The sequence below is a fragment of the Marisediminitalea oceani genome (genome assembly GCF_003731635.1).
GTDB classification, from domain to species: domain Bacteria; phylum Pseudomonadota; class Gammaproteobacteria; order Enterobacterales; family Alteromonadaceae; genus Alteromonas; species Alteromonas oceani.
This window is the reverse complement of the sequence record NZ_RCUA01000053.1, coordinates 23,445-40,461: the sequence shown is the minus strand read 5'-3', so window position 1 is coordinate 40,461 and position 17,017 is coordinate 23,445. Positions and strand designations below refer to the sequence as shown.

The window sequence follows — 17,017 nt, the reverse complement described above, 5'->3', positions numbered from 1 at the left end:
TTTTCATTAACATTTTTCTGCAACAGACACTCAAATAAATTTATATAACGCTAACAAATAGCGCCCTTCGACCTGTAATGCTGCTAAAAGTTCCGCAAAGTGTCCCATATTTTTTACGCCTCATCGAAATCTAACATTTGAATGCCGCGCATTTATTTGCTAAAAACGAGATTGCTTTCTGTTATGTAGCGACTGCTTAAATAACAATAGCGCTACAAAATAGAAGTATAAGAAAATAAAATATACTCAATCCAGGGGATTACAATGAATAACAATAACGTGTCAAAGCTATCGCGTAGTGTGCGTATGGCATTGCTTTTCGGAACTGTCGCGGTTGCTATGCCAACCTTCGCACAGGAAACCGAAGCGACAGAAGAGACAGAAGTTAAACCACTTGAAAAAATCGAAGTCACCGGTTCGCGTATCTCGCGTATCGATATGGAGCCTACTCAGTTAGTTGACTCCATTGACGACAGCTACATTCGTGACCGCGGTATGACCAACGCAATTACCGCGCTGCTTGACTTACCAGGCGTTGCTGCAGGTACTACGCCGGAAATCGGCGGTAACACTGCAGCAAGTAACCAGGGGCTGGGCCAGAACACCATCAGCTTATACGGTTTGGGCTCACAGCGTACGCTTACTCTGATTAACGGTACCCGCTTTATCTCCAGTAACTCGCCAGTTGGCGGCGGTAGTGCGCCGGGTGCACAGGTTGACGTTAACAACATTCCGGTATCACTGATCGACCGCGTCGAAGTGATGAAAGTGGGTGGTGCGCCGGTATACGGTGCTGACGCCGTCGCCGGGGTTGTTAACTATATCCTGAAACGCGACTATGAAGGTTTCGAGATTTCTTACGATTACACCTATCGTGATGGCATTTCCAGCGACCAGTCTGTACGGACTTTGCTGGGCGGCAACTTTGATAACAACAAAGGTAACATTACCGTTGCCTTTGAATATAACGAAGCAGATAACATTGCAGCGGCGCGGGTTTCTAGCTTAGCTAATGACTGGGGGTCGTTTACTCCGTTTGAAGAAGACGGTGTGCCAAATGCAGATGGCGAAATTCCGTCAAACCAGGTACGTCTGTTCCCCAACCCTCGTGCAGGTATCCTGTCAAACTCAGGTTTGATCACGCCTGGACCATTAGGACTGACTAACTTTGGTATCGGCGCATGGGATGGCAACTTCATTCAGTTTAATCCTGACGGTTCGGGTACCATTGTACCTTATGATCCGGGTACACCAACCAACAATGCAGTATGGGCTTCAGGCGGTGACGGCCTGAATCTGGGTGAAGCTAACACCGCGCGTGAAGGTTATGAGCGTTACAACCTGACCGTGCTGGGTAACTATGAACTGACTGACGATATCTATCTCGATGTGTCTTTCTTTGCTAACCGTTCTGATGCCGCTAACCAGGGTTATCAGGCTGTTCAGTATAGTTCAGGTATCTTCGGCGGTGATGGGGCAGCACTGATGTTCTCTACCGACAATCCATTCCTGAGCGACAGTGCCCGGTCTGAGATCGAAGGTTATCTGGGTGGGCCTGGCAATTTCTACATGCACAAGGCATGGGTAAACCTGGGTCAACGTCAGGTGATCAACGAATCCTCTGTATATAGTGCTAATGCTACCTTAAACGGTATGTTTGAACTGGCTGACAAAGAATTCGACTGGTCAGTGGGTTACCAGAAAGGTATCAGTACCATTACGTCCCAGCGTCAGAGTGTGGACATTGCCAAGTGGTTAAATGCAATGGATGTGGGTATCAACCCGGAAACTGGTGCTATTGACTGTCGTTCAAACTACGATCCGGACTTTGAAGGTGGCTTTATTCCTTCAGGTTCAGGTGTAACATCGACTGAAAACGTACTGGGCTCTGGTACTTGTGCTCCGTTAAATCCATTCGGTTCTATCACCGACGCCGCCGCAGACTACGTACTGTACAACGCGCAGGGTCAAAGCCGTGTTGAACAATCAATTATGTTCGCCTACCTGTCGGGTGAAGTAATTGATTTACCAGCCGGTCCTTTAGCTTTCGCCGCGGGTGTTGAGCGTCGTACCGAGTACGCTGAGTTCCGTCCGGACGGCACAGCTACCATAGTTGGTTTCTCGCCAAACGCTACTGCTGGTGGCTATAGCACTGACGATATGTATGCAGAGATCAACGTGCCGGTTTTCTCTGACGATATGGACGTGCCATTATTCTACTCGCTGTCTTTGGATGCGTCGTATCGTCGTATCGATAACTCCCGCTCTGGCGATGATGACGTATGGGCAGTAGGCGTTAACTGGCGTCCATTCGAAGAACTGATGATTCGCGGTAACATCGCCGAAACTGTGCGTGCACCAGCGGTTACGGAATTGTTCCTGCCGGTTGTTGAAACCTCAAGCTTTGCAACGGATCCATGTGACAGCCGTAACATTGGTGATGGCCCGAACCCTGCTAACCGTGCTGCAAACTGTGCCGCCGATGGTATTCCGGATGGATTCTTAAGTGAAATCCAAAACGCCTCGCGTCGTGGTTTCACCGGGGGTAATGATTCACTGGCCAACGAACAGGCTGAAAGTGTTAACTACGGTATTGTTTATACGCCTAGCTGGGCAGAAGGTCTTGACCTGTCTGTTGACTACATCAAGATTGACGTGACAGATGCGATTGTAAGCTTCAGCCTGACTGATATCTTAAATGCTTGTTATGATGGCTCTGACTTCCCGAATGCTTTCTGTAGTCAGTTTAATCGTATGGATAACGGCCAGTTCCCAGCTGTTGATGCTTTTACGTCTGGGTATGTAAACGCCGCATTACGTAATTTTGAAGGTATCGAGTATGCCATGAACTACCGTAACGAACTTGCTGACTATCCGTTAGTGGGTGGCTTTTTCGGTGAAGGCAGTGGTGATCTGAACTGGAGCTTACGTATGTTTAATCAGCGTAAGAACGAAATTTCTAACACCGGTTTTGACTTCACGGATGATACCGGCCAGTGGGACGAGCCAGACTGGACTGCTAACCTGCAGGTATCTTATGCGCTTGATGATTTGTTTGCGTTTGTTGACTTCAACTACACCGGCGAAACTGAACGTAACGTAGAGCAAACCGAGCCACTGCAGTACATCGATCAGAATGGTAACCCTTACACCAAGGTACCTTCACTGATGACTGTGGATATCGGTGCCACTTATCAGCTAACAGAAAGCCTGCTGTTACGTGCCAGCGTACAAAACGCGACCGATTGGTATCCGAATCCAATTGAAATCTCAGTGGGTCGTTATACCTATGGCAGAACCTACAACATGGGTGTCACAGCAAGCTTCTAAGTTGTATTGACAAAATGATACGCCGGGCATCTGCAAAGATGCCCGGCTTTTTTTTGGAGGATGAGATGTATCAGACATTAGTCGTAATTGACGATTTTTTAGATTTCGCCGACGCGTTACGACAAAAAGCCCTGGGGTCGCCGTATCCGGAGCTTGAAGGTGAGCAGTATTTCCCTGGCCGCAATGCCGCCGAGGCACTCACCATCCAGGGGCTGGATCAATTGGTGAGTAATATTGTGGGTGAACAGCTGGTACCGGCTGAGGGTACCAGTCATGGCAAGTTCAGACTCGCAATGGAAGGCGATACCGGAGCGGGGGGGGTGCACATTGATAAATGTGACTGGTCAGGTATTTTGTATCTCACGGATGATAAATACTGTCAGGGCGGCACCGACTTTTATCGCAATAAGGCGCTTAACAGTGATAAGGCCCCGCTGACCCAAAATGACCTTAAGGCCATGGGACTAAGCAGTTTTGATGCGTTTTGGCATGACCACCTGCTTAAGCATGGTACACAACCCGACAAGTGGGAATTAACTACGCACATACCCATGCGCTTCAACCGGCTTATATTATTCAGACCCTGGTTGTTTCACAATGCGGGCCCGAGCTTTGGTAAAACACCGGAACAGGCACGCTTGATTTATCCTCTTTTCTATCGGCGGGCGAGCTAAGCAGACTGCTCAACAACGAACCCGTTACAGGGGGCAAAGTCTGGCATATACAAGCACGATTAACGTACAACACTACGCGGCAACATGCCGGGGGAAGGAGCAATAAAGCCGATGTGTTTAAAGCGGCTGCCCGGTAAGGCTATGGATACCAGGTTGTTATATCCGGTGTCTGGCATTTGGTTTCTCCCCGGATACGCGTCAGAGCATTCATCGCCTCATCGCCATGCCTGTTACAGGCGATGTTTTGTCCGGATATGAAGATGTATTGCCCATTTGCAGCGACCAATGCACTCCCGAACGCAGTGTCAATGTGACAGCATGGATTAACGCGATAATGTCAATTGCCAACAGAGAATGACGATAATAATCACGCGTTGTTGACGAATTTAGTGCATTTTACCGATCTCATCGGATGAACTAATATTTTGTTGTTTAGAATACGTAACTTTATTACAGTTGCTTAACCTTATATTCATATCCACTAACAAGAATTTGCTTACAGACTAAGCAATCGGGTTTGATTTGTAAGGAGGTTAAGACCTTGTTACTTGACTCCCTTATTGATCTCATGTGACTATAAGACGTTCGTAGTATTGGTGTCAGTATGGCAAATACTACCTTCCTAAATATAGATAAATTTTATAAGCCCCTTGCGAAGCAGTATTTTTATTACAAGTCGCAAGGATTCAAATAAGAAATTGGTTGGGAACTATGTCCAAAATGAGCAAGAGAACTCTTATTGCTTCTACTATGATGGGTGCATTCGCACTGACTGGTAGCGCAGTCGTCTCTGCAACGAATCTGAACGATCTTCACAACGAAGAAGCCAAGATTCATGCGGCTGCAGCGAAATCTCAGGAAAAGATCAACGCGCTTTTCGAACAGTCACAAGAGCTGTTAGTAGAGTACCGTGGTGTTGTTGATGAAACTGAAAACCTCAAGATCTACAACGATTATCTGGCAAGTCTGGTTGCTGACCAGCAGCGTGGTATCGACTCTTTACAAAAGCAAATCGACAGCATCGAAGATACCAAACAAGGTATCGTTCCTCTGATGTTCCGTATGATCGACAGCCTTGAGAAATTCATCGAGCTGGACGTTCCAATTCGTCTTGAAGAGCGTAAAGAGCGTATTGAAAGACTGCGCGACCTGATGGCTAACTCGAATGTAACCGTTTCCGAGCAGTTCCGTCAGGTGCTTGATGCATACCTAATCGAAACTGAATACGGCACGCGCATCGCGTCTTACCAGGGTACTCTGGATGATAACGGTACTGAAGTAACCGTTGACTTCTTTAACCTGGGCCGTACTGCAATGCTTGCTCTGTCTCTGGACCAAAAACACGCTTGGGTTTGGAACAATGACACCCGTTCTTGGGAAGCACTTGGTGACGAATATCTGGGCTCTGTAAACGAAGCTGTGAAAATGGCTAATGGTTTGGTCCCAGCAGAACTTATCAAACTTCCAATTAAAGCAGCGGAGTAAGCGTTAATGAAACCAGTATTTAAATCTCTACTCGCCGCTGCGACGGTAGCGGTTATGTCTTCTACTGCGGTAGCTCAGGAGCCTGCAACTCTGCAAGACCTGCTGAACTCTGTGAAAGAAAACCGTGCTTCTGAAGCAAAAATCAACGCACAGCGCGAAGCAGAATTCCAATCTGCCCGTGCCGACAAGCAAGCATTACTGCGTAAAGCTCAGTCTGAATTAAAAGCTGAAGAAGACCGTGGTGATCGTCTGCAACAACAATTTTCTGACAACGAAGTAACGTTGAACGAAAAAGCTGCAGAACTGGAACAGGCTACCGGTACTCTAGGTGAGATGTTTGGTGTGGTACGTCAAGCATCTTCTGAAGCTTACGGCCGTATCGCAACGTCAATCGTAAGTGCTCAGTATCCTGGCCGTGACGAATTCCTGGCTCGTATGTCTGAAGAATCTAAAGGTCTTCCTAACATCGACGAACTGGAAGAGCTGTGGATTTCACTGCAAACTGAAATGACTGAACAGGGTTCAGTAGTTAAATTTACTACTGACGTAATTAACCTGGACGGTGGTACTAACTCTCAGGAAGTTCTGCGTGTTGGTACATTTAACTTAGTAGGTGACGAAGGTTACCTGACTTACGACGACGAGAACGACATCGTTCAGCCTCTTGGTCGTCAGCCAGACGGCTACCTGGTTTCTGCTGCTAAAGACGCACGCGAAGCAACTTCAGGTTTCGTACCTTTTTATGCTGACCCTTCACGCGGCCAAATCTTAGGTCTGTTGAAGCAGAAAGCAACTATGTCTGAGCGTTATCACGCTGGTGGCGTAGTAGGTTACGTAATCACTGGTATGCTGGCAATTGGCCTGTTAATCGGTCTGTACAAACTGATCACCCTGACTCTGGTTGGTGGTAAGATCCGTTCACAGCTTAAAAATCCTTCTGCTCCTTCAGACAAAAACCCTCTGGGTCGTATCCTGAAAGTTTACAGTGAAAACAAAAACGTTGACGCTGAGAACCTGGAACTGAAACTGGATGAAGCTATCCTGCGTGAACTGCCAAGCATTGACTCTGGCGTTAACGTAATCAAAATCTTTGCGGCAATCGCACCTCTGCTGGGTCTGTTAGGTACAGTACTGGGTATGATCGCTACCTTCCAAACCATCACACTGTTCGGTACTGGTGACCCACGTATGATGGCAGGAAGTATCTCTATGGCACTTGTAACTACCGCGCAAGGTATTATTGCAGCGCTGCCATTAATCCTGACGCACAGCATCGTTGCTTCTAAGAGCAAGTCAATCGTTCATATCCTGGACGAGCAGACTGCAGGCATCATTGCTGCTCACGCAGAGTCGGAGAAAGCATAATATGGTTTACCTGATTGGATTATGGGAATCGGTCAGGGACTTTATCGCTACCGGCGGTGACGTGTTATACGCTGTTGCTGCCGCGCTCTTTCTCATGTGGGTATTAATGATTGAGCGCTACTGGTATTTGACGTCAGTGTTTCCAAAAATGAAAAAGCAAATTATTCAGGATTGGAACGCTCGTGCAGATACTAAGTCATGGTATGCGCATAGAATCCGTGAAGCGTGGATCTCCGAGGCTTCAGATAACCTGAACGCCAGAATGCTTATCATTCGAACCCTGGTAGCTATGTGTCCGTTAATCGGACTACTGGGTACTGTAACTGGGATGATCAGCGTGTTTGAGACTATGGCAACGCAAGGTACGAGTAACGCACGTCTTATGGCGGGTGGTATCTCGATGGCAACTATCCCGACAATGGCGGGAATGGTCGCGGCGCTGTCAGGGCTGTTTATCAGTACTCGTCTCGAGGCGAAGGTTAAGATTGCGCGGGAAAAGCTAGTTGATAGCTTGCCGTATCATTAGAGAGAGAGATTATGGCTCGAAAAGTCAGAACCGAAGAGGAAGATGCAGCGATTGATATGACGCCCATGCTGGACATCGTATTTATCATGCTGATCTTCTTTATCGTGACAACGGTTTTCGTTAAGGAAGCCGGTATAGAAGTTAACAAGCCCGATGCGAGCCGAGCGTTCTTACATAAAAATGCTAACATTTTCATTGCGATCACCGAAGATGGCGATGTCTGGTTAGATAAACGCGAGGTGTCTGTTGACAGCGTCAGGGCAAACTTAGAGCGATTACTTACGGAGCAACCAACTGATTATGTGTTTATACAAGCTGATATTAAGGCTAAACACGGGGTGGTTGTTGAAGTTATGGACCAGGTTAAAGCCGCAGGCATTGACCGTATTGCAGTAGCAGCGAGGAACTAGTATGGGTAGAATTATCGCCTCTATAGTCATCGGTGCAGCCGTAGCATTTGGTCTGTTCGTAGTAATGGCTAAACTTATTGAAAACTCAGCGCGTCCGGTTGATGAAATTCCGGATGCACCGGTTATCGATATCGTTATGCAGCCGCCAGAAGAGGATACGCAAACACGTACCCGTGTTCCGCCACCTCCTCCTCCTCCGCCACAACAGCCGCCTAAAATGGAGCCTGTTGAGCCGGAAGAAGCTGAGCCGGATGCAGACGGATTCAGCCTGGATATTCCAGGTGTTGATACCGGTGGTGTTGGTGTAAACATTGGTGGTGTTGGTGCGATGCAGAGTGATGGTGATGCGACACCTATCGTTCGTATCGATCCTAAGTACCCGCCGCAGGCAGCACGTGATGGTAAAGAAGGCTGGGTTAAGCTTCAGTTTACTATCATGGAAGATGGCTCGGTTGATGATATCGATGTAATCGATGCGGATCCTAAGCGTATCTTTGACCGTGAAGCCCGTCGTGCTCTGGCGAAGTGGAAATACAAGCCTAAGATCGTTGACGGTAAGCCTGTTAAGCAACCAAATATGTTTGTACAACTAGACTTTAAACTGGAGCAATAATCATGTTGAAATCCACAATGTTTAAAAAGTCACTGGTAGTAGCGGCATTCACTCTGGGCTCAGCGATTGCGTTGCCAGCAGCAGCGCAAAGCTCGGCACCGGTAGTGTGTCCAGGCTACGAGAAAGGTACAACCAACCTGGTTGGTGAGCGTGTAGGTAAAAAAGTACAAAAGGCTTTTGAAGCGTATAACGAAGACCTGATTGATGACGCGATCACAATCCTGTCTGAGATTGAAGCGAAGGAAGACTTTGACAAAGCTTATGTAAACCGTTTCCTCGGTAACATCATGGCGACTAAAGATGGCATGGGGCCAAAAGCCCTTGAGCTGTTAGTGTCGTCGGTAGAAACTAAGGTGTTAAACGACCTCGAGCACTCGCAAACGCTCAAGCTGGTTGCTGACCTTAGTCTGCAGGAAAAGGAATACGAACAAGCGGTTAAGTACTATCAGGCATATCTGGACTTTACTTGTAAAGAAGACCCTGAAGTTTACACCCGTATGGCCAACGCTTTTTATGAGCTGAAGCAATACGACAAGCTTATCGATCCAGCTAACAAAGCTATCGCGTTGTATGAAGAGCCAAACAAAAACCCATACGTACTGAAGTTATCTTCATACTATGAGCGTAAGATGTACAAAGAAACCGTTGGGGTTGCTGAGGACATCGTTAATACGTTCCCTGAAGAAGGTAAGTGGTGGGTTCAGTTAGGTCAGTTCTATCTGATGATCGAAGACTATAAAAAGTCTTTGGCGACATTAGAAATTGCTTATGACCAGGGCTTTTTAGAAAAACCTAACCTGATAAAAATGTTGTCTCAGTTGTATGCAACAAACAATATGCCTTATCGCTCAGCCAAGGTGCTGGCGGAGAATATTGCGAACGGCAAGATTGAGAAAACAGCAGATAATCTGGCGTCTGTAGCGAACAGCTATCACCAGGCGATGGAGTATGAAACTGCTGCACAGTATTATCAGCAAGCGGCAGAAATGTCGTCTGATCCAGAATTTTACCGTAAGCAGGGTGTACTGCTGCTGGTTGCAGAGGATTACAAAGGTGCTATTACAGCTCTTTCTAAAGCTCTGGAACGTGGCGTAGAAGACCCGGGCAAAGTTCACTTTAGCTTAATGGAAGCTAATTTCTATGCCGGAGACTTTAAACAAGCCTACGAGCATATTAAGGAAGCGAAAAAGGACAAGACATTACGCAGAAATGCGAATGCCTGGGAACCTTACATCAAGCAAAAAGCGAAAAACCGCGGTATTAATATCTAATAGAAAAAAGCGCCTTAAGGGCGCTTTTTTTATCTCTGTTATCCTCATTCTTTATTGTTCTTACCGGGTAAGTACACGAGCAATATGGCTGGAGATGAAACGCTCCGTTTCACGTTTGCCGCTGAGCCTGTACCGCTCAGTAAGAATATTGAGTTTGTTACTGTTTGCCACAAAGTCCTCTAGCACAGCCTTGCTCTCGTTGTCCGTGATTGCCTCTGATTGTGTTTCAAGCAGCCACGCAACACTGCCACGGGCATGCTGAAGACTTCTGCTACCGTTAATAACCTGCTCCAGTATGGCTAAAGTGCACGCTCGAATACTTTCGTTCACCGCAAAAGGTGAAAAAGGAGCCTGGCAGCCAAAAGTCTCCGGTGCAGGGTGGAGCAATAACTCCTGGCTAAAACGCTGTGCAATAAGCGCCTGAACATCAAGCATCAACTGACTCAATGGCAGAAACATGAGTAAACTGTATTCACCACTTGAGGCGTCACGTTTTAATCCCGGTTTGGCGGGCACAAAGTCATTGGCGTTCCAAAAGGCCGTCAAAGAAGGCGTTGCACCATAAGAAGTAGTCAGTGCATCCACTCCCGCAGTTTTTGCCTGTTGCAGCAACCTGTTAATTAATGTGGTGGCGATACCTTTGCGTCTGAACCGGGGTAGCACTGCGATTCGGTTAATACGCCAGTAGGTTGCAGTCGCCATAGCTGAAGATGCTAAAAGCATGCTTAAACCCTGGGCTGACAGGTGTCCGTTTACCCGCCTGGCGCCGCAGGCAATATCATTTGCAACGTCTCTGAGCAATGCTCCGCCTTCCTGCTGATAGTTTAGTACACCAATTACTTCATTTTCGCGAATTGCCAGTAACGTATTATTTGCAGGCGAGTCGTAGAGGCGTACCAACTCATCGGCAGTGGTCTGATAGTGAGCTTGCATGAGCAGGGGGAGCAACTGGCGATTAGTGGAGCTATCGAACTGTCCTTTATCAAGCTCCTCATAGCAGATAGTTCTGCTGCAGGGAGTTTCTCCAGGTTCGACTTCACCATTAGCTAAAGAAGTTGTGTCCATACACAGCGCGCGATACCAGAATTGCTCCAGCGGGTCGCCTTCATACCAGCGAATCGGAGTTTGCAATTCGTAATGGTGAATATCCGGCCGGTGTTGCTTAAGCCAGGGGATAAAGCGGGTGATAAAGCCTCTTCCGGACCCTTCATAGCCTCTTACTGTAGTACTAAGCAACAGGAGTTTTGCCTGATTGCAAAGTGCGGTGAGCTGCGGCACCGGAATGCTAGCGGCTTCGTCGATAAGTAATAATGTAGAATCGGTGATATTGGTCAGCGAAGGGTGGTCAAGGGGTAGCCATTGGCATGTCAGTTCATTAAATGAAACCTGATGCCGATCGATCTGTGTCACCTGAGGGCAGGTTAACAGAACCCCGGCAAACACCTGATTTACTGACTCTGCATAACGACTGGTGATAATCACAGACTGTGCTTGTGTGGCCATATAGTGCCCGGCAATTATGCCCAACAGGGTTGATTTACCTCTGCCGCGGTCGGCAGTGAGCAATGCGCTTCCTATAGCTTGGCCGCCGGTTATAAGGTTGAACAGGCGCTGTTGTTCTTCCGATTTGAATGGAGAAGGGGGAGCCACCGGTGGTTGTGCAGAATTTAGTTCAGGCAACTCCGGCGTGTAATTCTCGCGTAATATGGCAACGTTTGAGGTATCTCCGAACTGCATCAGAATAGCAGCCCGCAGTTGACTGAATTGCAGTTGTTCCCCGTAACTTAAATAGTGGCCGGTAGATGCCTCGCGGTAAACGGGCCATTGGTCAAAATCCGGACAGCATATAACCATCAGACCAGCCTGAGTAACCGTCCCGGCAACGGCCAGAACAGCATTAGGACGAAAGGCATCAAAGGTATCAACAATAGCCAGGCTGTATTCGGCACCAAGAACTTGCCGGTAGGCGGCGATATTTAGTGAGTTCTTGCCTGGGTAAAGAAATGTACCCAGAAGCAGGGTTTCCTGGTCACGATATTTTTGTGTTAATTGGTCGACAACGTCTTTGCAGTAATGCGCAGAACCGCTCACTACCAGCAGTTGGCGGTGAACATTGGGAGTCTGTCGTAGCGCAGCATTCCAACTGGATAGTGCGGCTAACGTCTTCTTGGTGGGCATAGGAGCAAAAAGTCATCACGTAAAATCGCTATTGTACCTGTTTGTGGAGTGGCCACCAATGCAGCCACAATCATTAACAATACATTACCACTTTGCCAGGAGCTCCATGGCCTCGGTTAGCTGCTGTTCTGACAGTACGTCAGCGAGTTGTTCGTCGTGAATTGGGGCCTGATTAAAACACAAACTGTTAAAGGCCAGCTCATGACAACAGCGGATCCGTTGATTCACTTTTGCATCCGGCTCCTGACACAACCGCCACAAAGTTTGATTTACCTTACTGGTAAAGCCCCATCTGACCAACAACAGCGACGAGGCGCCATACAGGCACAGGTTATGTTCTGCAGCCAGGGCAGACTGGAATTCGTCAAAACTGGTAGCGTTCTGCCACTGTTCAAAAAACAATGAGGCATCCAGATGTTCGGTATGAAATATCAATAATAAGGCCAGCGGACCAAACAGGGTGAGCTGGGCTATCAGGGCTTTATCGTCGCTGCTGTATTCGTTGGCAAATAAGGATTCAAATAAGGCATTGCTTAGCAGCATGGCATCAATCAGCCGCTCGATATTCGGGTGTACACTTTGTACTGTGAGGTATTGCTGGGCGGCAAATAACACCGCGAGGTTTCTCACGTTGTTAACGCCGAGGTTGCGGCCAATAGCCTGTTCAAGAGACTGAGGCACGGATCCGTAGAGCGCTTTGCTGGCTTTACCAATGATGTGAGCCAGAAATACCGGGTCTGGCTCGATGAGTTTTACCAGTCGGCTAACGGTAAGTTGTTCATCAGACAGATTCACAATATGGTTGATAGTTTCCGGCAGGGGAGGCAGATTTTCTGTTACTTCGATCAGTGCCTGGTTACCCCGCTGGAATCTCAGTCGGCTTCCGACCTGACGTAACTGGCCAGGGCTTATGCCGGTAAACTCCTTAAAACTGCGGTCGAAGGAACGGCGATCGGAAAAGCCCAGTGACTCAGCTAGCACATCAACTTTCTCGCCACTCAGTAAACCATTTATGCTGCGTTCGTGAATATGCGATTTTAGCAGGGCGCTGAAAGACAGCTTCTCCTGTTTGAGTTTGCGCCGAAACACCGACTCAGACATGCCCAACAGTTCGCCAACCGCTTCAGAGCGAATTCTGGCAGGGGTATCAAACTGTTTAAACGCATCGACTAAATCTTGTTTAAAGCCCCCTTCACCGGCAGGTTGCAGGTTTTTCACCAGTACCAGTTGCAGTTTTGGGCTGTAAAAAAACGATGGGCTGGCTAACCAGTGGGCGTCAAAAATAACAGCCAGTGCAGGATGATGGTGGCTGCAGTTAGCCTCACTCACCGAGGCTAACAACCAGTCGGGATGCTCGTGGACGAGTTCAACCTGGTTAAAATCGAAATTTCGACCGGCCAGGTGACGAAACAGCGCCAGCATAAAAGCCACTACAAAAGGCTCCATATCCGCCAGGATGCCGGCTTTTACTGTGAGAGTTACCTGGTTTTCTGTTTTATGGATTTGAAGCTCTTCTGACGCTTCAAATAAAGGGGTGTCGAAGGTATGCAAAGCATCCAGGGCGGCGTTGATATCGCGAGCCATGGATAAAAAACAGTGAAATGTGCCCATCTTGTTAAAATCAAGATAGCCCAGTAAGGACTGGCCAATCCGTTGTGGTGAGTCACTCCTGCTCAACAGTGCTAACTTTTCATTCAGGGCCGTAACCGGATAATCACCGCTTTCAATATCGCCAAGCGCCGATAGCGCGGTAGCCTCATCTTCCGTTGTCAGGCTCTTATCCCGGCGTAATGATAATAACGCCCGTGTAACGGCTGACCAAAACGTTCCTGTATAGGTAACAGACATATCAGTTTTTATATCCCTTGCAATTCTCCCACCATAATAACGACTTTTGTCCGGGTGTTAAGTGAGGACGGACAAAATTGTCCTATAGTTCGATAAAATGTGTCCTATTTTGATTTTTCTGCTGCGTTAACATTAATCCCGAGTTTGATGATGCACAAAGCCAAACTTGTTGTGAAGCAAGGACGGAAAGCCACGGGCCTTTGAGTTCCAAAGGTGGCCGGGTTACTCAGAGTCAGTACAGTTTTTACGTATTGATTAGTAGTTAAGGATTAAACATGAAGTTGGCCAGAAAATTATGTTCAGTAATCGTCGCCTGCGGTATGGCAGCCTCTGCCAACGCTGGGGTTATCAATTACGATGTGGATTTTGATACCGCTACCTTTGAAGGCATGAGCCGTCAGAATAACGTCGACAGTGATTATTTTGTGCAAAACAATGGCGCAATCAGAATTTACTCTGATTCCTGGTTTGCCATTGATTTGGAAGACACATTCGGCATTGATTCAGTTGATCTTGACGATCCGCTGACAGATTATACGCTGGATTTTAAATTCCGGTTGTTCCAGCGCAGAGGTGATGGTGGTCAAGCCAGAGGTGTGCCGACGTCATTACCTGAAATTGGTGGTTTGTTTTTTGCTGATTTCTCCGGTGGTCAGACTGACGCGGTTTCCAGCCAGTCGTTTAACCTGATTGGCACGCAAAACTGGGGGCTGGACGATTTTTCGTATACCAACGATCGCTGGCAGAGCTTCTCAATCGATTTGGATAATTATCTGACGGGTAGTTTTACCCATATCGTGCTGGTTAACGATTGTGATGCTGAGTGTGGCAATACTCAAGTACGTTTTAGAGATATGACGATGTCTGAGGTTAGCGCGCCAACCGCTTTGTCGCTGGCAATACTCGGGCTCGGCATAACAGGCTGGCGTCGTCACCGCCGGTCTGTATAAAGCTCTTTATCCGGGAGCAATTAAGTAACGCCCACCTCGTCACGGTGGGCGTTCTTATTTCTGCTGATTAATACCTCAGTACGCCAACCTGTTAAACGGTTGCAAATCTCTTAAGTCTTGGTAGACTCCATCGCGCATTCACAATGCTTTCACCAAGGGGTGCCGGAAACGGCTGAGATCCATGAAATGGGAACCCTTAAACCTGATCCGGATAATACCGGCGTAGGGATGGTTACAGTCAAGCCTTATCACCTGCCGTTAAAAGCCGGATCTTTTGGTCATCATTGCACAAGAGATCCAGTATGAAATTACCTAAGACTCTGTTTTCATTATCTTTACTGAGTTTGTCTGTCAGTACTTTCGCTGCTAAACAACAAGACATCGAAAAAGTCACCGTCTACGGTGACTTCCATCAGCGGGCCCTCGCTCAACTGAGCGCCAGTGCCTCAATCATTGATAATGCACGTATTCAAAGCCGTCAGGCCGAGCACATTGAAGATTTACTGCGCATCGCGCCAAACGTCAATTTTGCAACAGGCGCCTCGCGGGGACGCTTTGTGCAGATTCGCGGTATTGGCGAACGTAGCCAATATGCCGAACCGATTAATCCGTCGGTCAGCATTATGGTGGACGACTTTGACTTTACCGGACTTGGCGCTGCTGCTCTGCTGTTTGATACCCAACAGGTCGAAATCTTCCGAGGCCCTCAGGCTACGGTATTCGGCACCGGTGCACTGGCAGGCGCAGTATTAATTAAATCCACCCAGGCCGGGGAGAGCGACGCCGATTACGTTCAGCTCACTGCGGCTACCAAGAGCAGTTATCGGGTGGAAGCGGGTAAGAGTGTCGAGGTAGCAGACAACCTGGCCTTACGCGGGGCGCTGGTGCACAACCAGAGCGACGGTTTTGTGCGCAATACTTTTCTTAATCGCGACGACACCAACAACATTGACGAAAGTGCTATTCGGTTAGCGGCGAGCTACGATTACAGCGATGAAGTATCGTTAACCGTTAATTATCGCTGGTACGACATTGACAACGGTTTTGATGCCTTTTCTTTGGATAACACGCGCGAAACCTTGTCTGATGAACCTGGGTTTGACCGCCAGCAAACCCATGCTATCAGCGCTAATTTACTAACCCGGCTGGATGGCGGCGACCTGCACTTTATAGTCACTCACGCCAGCCATAATATTGGTTATGCGTATGACGAAGACTGGACCTTTGATGGCTTTCATCCGTGGGGATACACTTCTTTCGATGCGTATTACCGCGACGTAGATACCAATACTGTGGAGTTACGTTTTGTTAGTGGCGATCAATGGCGTTTATTTAACGACACGACCTCCTGGGTTATCGGTACGCGGGTTAAGAATAATAAAGAGGATTTACTTCGTCAGTACACCTATGCTGATGGCGATTTCGTCAGTCAGTATCAGCCCATCACACAGGCCCTTTACGGTCAGCTGGAAAGCCAGTTAACCGATGACTTATTACTGACCTTTGCTTTACGCGCAGAAAACTATGATTTTTCTTACGGCGACAATGCCGGCCTCAACGGTGAGCATGATTCCACAATGCTGGGCGGCAAGCTGGCACTGAGTTATCAGTTGGGTCAGCAACTGGTTTATGCCAGTGTTTCCCGTGGTTATAAAGGCGCCGGCATTAACCCCGACCAGAACGTGTCTACCGATAACCGTTTCTACGACGAAGAGTATAACTGGAACTATGAAATTGGCATGAAAGGGCGACTGGCTGACCAGTTAACCTCCCGCTTGGCATTTTTTATCATGAAACGGGAAGACACGCAGGTTAGCGACTATGAGCTGCAGTATCGGGACGACGGCTCTGCGGAGTTTATTGATATTATCAGTAACGCCGATTTAGGTACCAACCAGGGCGTTGAGGTTGAGCTTAGCTGGCAGGCAACTGACAACTGGAACCTGAGCTTCTCGGGTGGGTATCTGGATGCCTATTATGAAGATTATACCCGCGCTGACGGCATTACCGTAACCGAGCAGCAGCAGGCTCAGGCGCCTGAGTTTACTGCCAATTTACTCAGTCAGCTGGATTTCAACGAATCAATACGCTGGAATGTTGAAGTGGATTTTGCTGATCGTTATCGCTTTTCTGATGGCCATGATGTGACGGCACCTTCGCGCACATTAGTGCATACCCAGCTAAGCTGGCGAATAGAGAACTGGGAAACACAACTGTGGATCAACAACGCGTTTGATGAAACTTACTATACCCGCGGTTTTGGCGGATTCAGTAACGATCCCCGTGATTTTTACGAATTTGATGAGCCCTATTATCAGTTGGGTAATGGTCGTCAAACCGGTGTTACCGTTCGTTATCAATTCTAGG

Annotated in this window: 12 protein-coding genes and 2 riboswitches; of the genes, 10 read left to right on the top strand and 2 right to left on the bottom strand. The window is 47.8% G+C overall.

Annotated features, from left to right (window positions below):
- Nucleotides 1-264 precede the first annotated feature (264 nt).
- The 8 genes from D9T21_RS15085 (at nucleotide 265) to D9T21_RS15050 (ending at nucleotide 9,674) form a co-directional block, all read left to right on the top strand.
- Nucleotides 265-3,330, top strand: a complete 3,066-nt coding sequence (locus D9T21_RS15085) for a TonB-dependent receptor domain-containing protein (RefSeq protein ID WP_123325768.1) — start codon at nucleotides 265-267, stop codon at nucleotides 3,328-3,330.
- A gap of 65 nt (nucleotides 3,331-3,395) precedes the next feature.
- A complete protein-coding gene (locus D9T21_RS15080; protein WP_123325844.1) occupies nucleotides 3,396-4,004 on the top strand; it encodes a DUF6445 family protein in 609 nt (202 codons plus the stop codon).
- A gap of 720 nt (nucleotides 4,005-4,724) precedes the next feature.
- The gene (locus D9T21_RS15075) at nucleotides 4,725-5,489 is read left to right on the top strand and encodes a DUF3450 domain-containing protein (RefSeq protein ID WP_123325767.1); all 765 of its coding nucleotides are present in this window, start codon (nucleotides 4,725-4,727) and stop codon (nucleotides 5,487-5,489) included.
- Between the two features lie 6 nt (nucleotides 5,490-5,495).
- Nucleotides 5,496-6,854, top strand: a complete 1,359-nt coding sequence (locus D9T21_RS15070; RefSeq protein ID WP_123325766.1) for a MotA/TolQ/ExbB proton channel family protein — start codon at nucleotides 5,496-5,498, stop codon at nucleotides 6,852-6,854.
- 1 nt (nucleotide 6,855) lies between these two features.
- Nucleotides 6,856-7,380 (top strand): MotA/TolQ/ExbB proton channel family protein, encoded by a 525-nt coding sequence (locus D9T21_RS15065; protein ID WP_105934498.1) that lies wholly within the window; start codon nucleotides 6,856-6,858, stop codon nucleotides 7,378-7,380.
- An 11-nt stretch (nucleotides 7,381-7,391) separates the two neighbouring features.
- Complete coding sequence (locus tag D9T21_RS15060; RefSeq protein WP_105934499.1) at nucleotides 7,392-7,790, top strand: ExbD/TolR family protein; 399 nt, start codon at nucleotides 7,392-7,394, stop codon at nucleotides 7,788-7,790.
- Nucleotide 7,791: 1 nt separating this feature from the next.
- Nucleotides 7,792-8,403, top strand: a complete 612-nt coding sequence (locus D9T21_RS15055; protein WP_123325765.1) for an energy transducer TonB — start codon at nucleotides 7,792-7,794, stop codon at nucleotides 8,401-8,403.
- 2 nt (nucleotides 8,404-8,405) lie between these two features.
- The gene (locus tag D9T21_RS15050) at nucleotides 8,406-9,674 is read left to right on the top strand and encodes a tetratricopeptide repeat protein (protein ID WP_123325764.1); all 1,269 of its coding nucleotides are present in this window, start codon (nucleotides 8,406-8,408) and stop codon (nucleotides 9,672-9,674) included.
- A gap of 60 nt (nucleotides 9,675-9,734) precedes the next feature.
- Here D9T21_RS15050 and D9T21_RS15045 read toward each other — a convergent pair whose 3' ends face one another.
- Together D9T21_RS15045 and D9T21_RS15040 are read right to left on the bottom strand one after the other, a co-directional pair.
- On the bottom strand, nucleotides 9,735-11,852 hold the full coding sequence (locus D9T21_RS15045; protein ID WP_123325763.1) for a GNAT family N-acetyltransferase: 2,118 nt from the start codon (nucleotides 11,850-11,852) through the stop codon (nucleotides 9,735-9,737).
- An 84-nt stretch (nucleotides 11,853-11,936) separates the two neighbouring features.
- Complete coding sequence (locus D9T21_RS15040; protein ID WP_123325762.1) at nucleotides 11,937-13,700, bottom strand: helix-turn-helix domain-containing protein; 1,764 nt, start codon at nucleotides 13,698-13,700, stop codon at nucleotides 11,937-11,939.
- A 149-nt stretch (nucleotides 13,701-13,849) separates the two neighbouring features.
- A riboswitch (cyclic di-GMP riboswitch) is annotated at nucleotides 13,850-13,930 on the top strand.
- 45 nt (nucleotides 13,931-13,975) lie between these two features.
- On the opposite strand from D9T21_RS15040, the gene D9T21_RS15035 reads away from it, so the two are divergent.
- On the top strand, nucleotides 13,976-14,650 hold the full coding sequence (locus D9T21_RS15035) for a hypothetical protein (RefSeq protein WP_123325761.1): 675 nt from the start codon (nucleotides 13,976-13,978) through the stop codon (nucleotides 14,648-14,650).
- 145 nt (nucleotides 14,651-14,795) lie between these two features.
- Nucleotides 14,796-14,896, top strand: a riboswitch (TPP riboswitch).
- A gap of 56 nt (nucleotides 14,897-14,952) precedes the next feature.
- On the top strand, nucleotides 14,953-17,016 hold the full coding sequence (locus D9T21_RS15030) for a TonB-dependent receptor (RefSeq protein ID WP_123325760.1): 2,064 nt from the start codon (nucleotides 14,953-14,955) through the stop codon (nucleotides 17,014-17,016).
- Nucleotide 17,017: the final 1 nt, after the last annotated feature.

Bases quoted from the DNA above. Each gene is read 5' to 3' on its own strand.
- D9T21_RS15055 (WP_123325765.1), top strand. From the start codon at position 7,792: ATGGGTAGAATTATCGCCTCTATAGTCATCGGTGCAGCCGTAGCATTT.
- D9T21_RS15045 (WP_123325763.1), bottom strand. From the start codon at position 11,852: ATGCCCACCAAGAAGACGTTAGCCGCACTATCCAGTTGGAATGCTGCG.
- D9T21_RS15060 (WP_105934499.1), top strand. From the start codon at position 7,392: ATGGCTCGAAAAGTCAGAACCGAAGAGGAAGATGCAGCGATTGATATG.
- D9T21_RS15080 (WP_123325844.1), top strand. From the start codon at position 3,396: ATGTATCAGACATTAGTCGTAATTGACGATTTTTTAGATTTCGCCGAC.
- D9T21_RS15035 (WP_123325761.1), top strand. From the start codon at position 13,976: ATGAAGTTGGCCAGAAAATTATGTTCAGTAATCGTCGCCTGCGGTATG.
- D9T21_RS15085 (WP_123325768.1), top strand. From the start codon at position 265: ATGAATAACAATAACGTGTCAAAGCTATCGCGTAGTGTGCGTATGGCA.
- D9T21_RS15040 (WP_123325762.1), bottom strand. From the start codon at position 13,700: ATGTCTGTTACCTATACAGGAACGTTTTGGTCAGCCGTTACACGGGCG.
- D9T21_RS15065 (WP_105934498.1), top strand. From the start codon at position 6,856: ATGGTTTACCTGATTGGATTATGGGAATCGGTCAGGGACTTTATCGCT.
- D9T21_RS15050 (WP_123325764.1), top strand. From the start codon at position 8,406: ATGTTGAAATCCACAATGTTTAAAAAGTCACTGGTAGTAGCGGCATTC.
- D9T21_RS15075 (WP_123325767.1), top strand. From the start codon at position 4,725: ATGAGCAAGAGAACTCTTATTGCTTCTACTATGATGGGTGCATTCGCA.
- D9T21_RS15070 (WP_123325766.1), top strand. From the start codon at position 5,496: ATGAAACCAGTATTTAAATCTCTACTCGCCGCTGCGACGGTAGCGGTT.
- D9T21_RS15030 (WP_123325760.1), top strand. From the start codon at position 14,953: ATGAAATTACCTAAGACTCTGTTTTCATTATCTTTACTGAGTTTGTCT.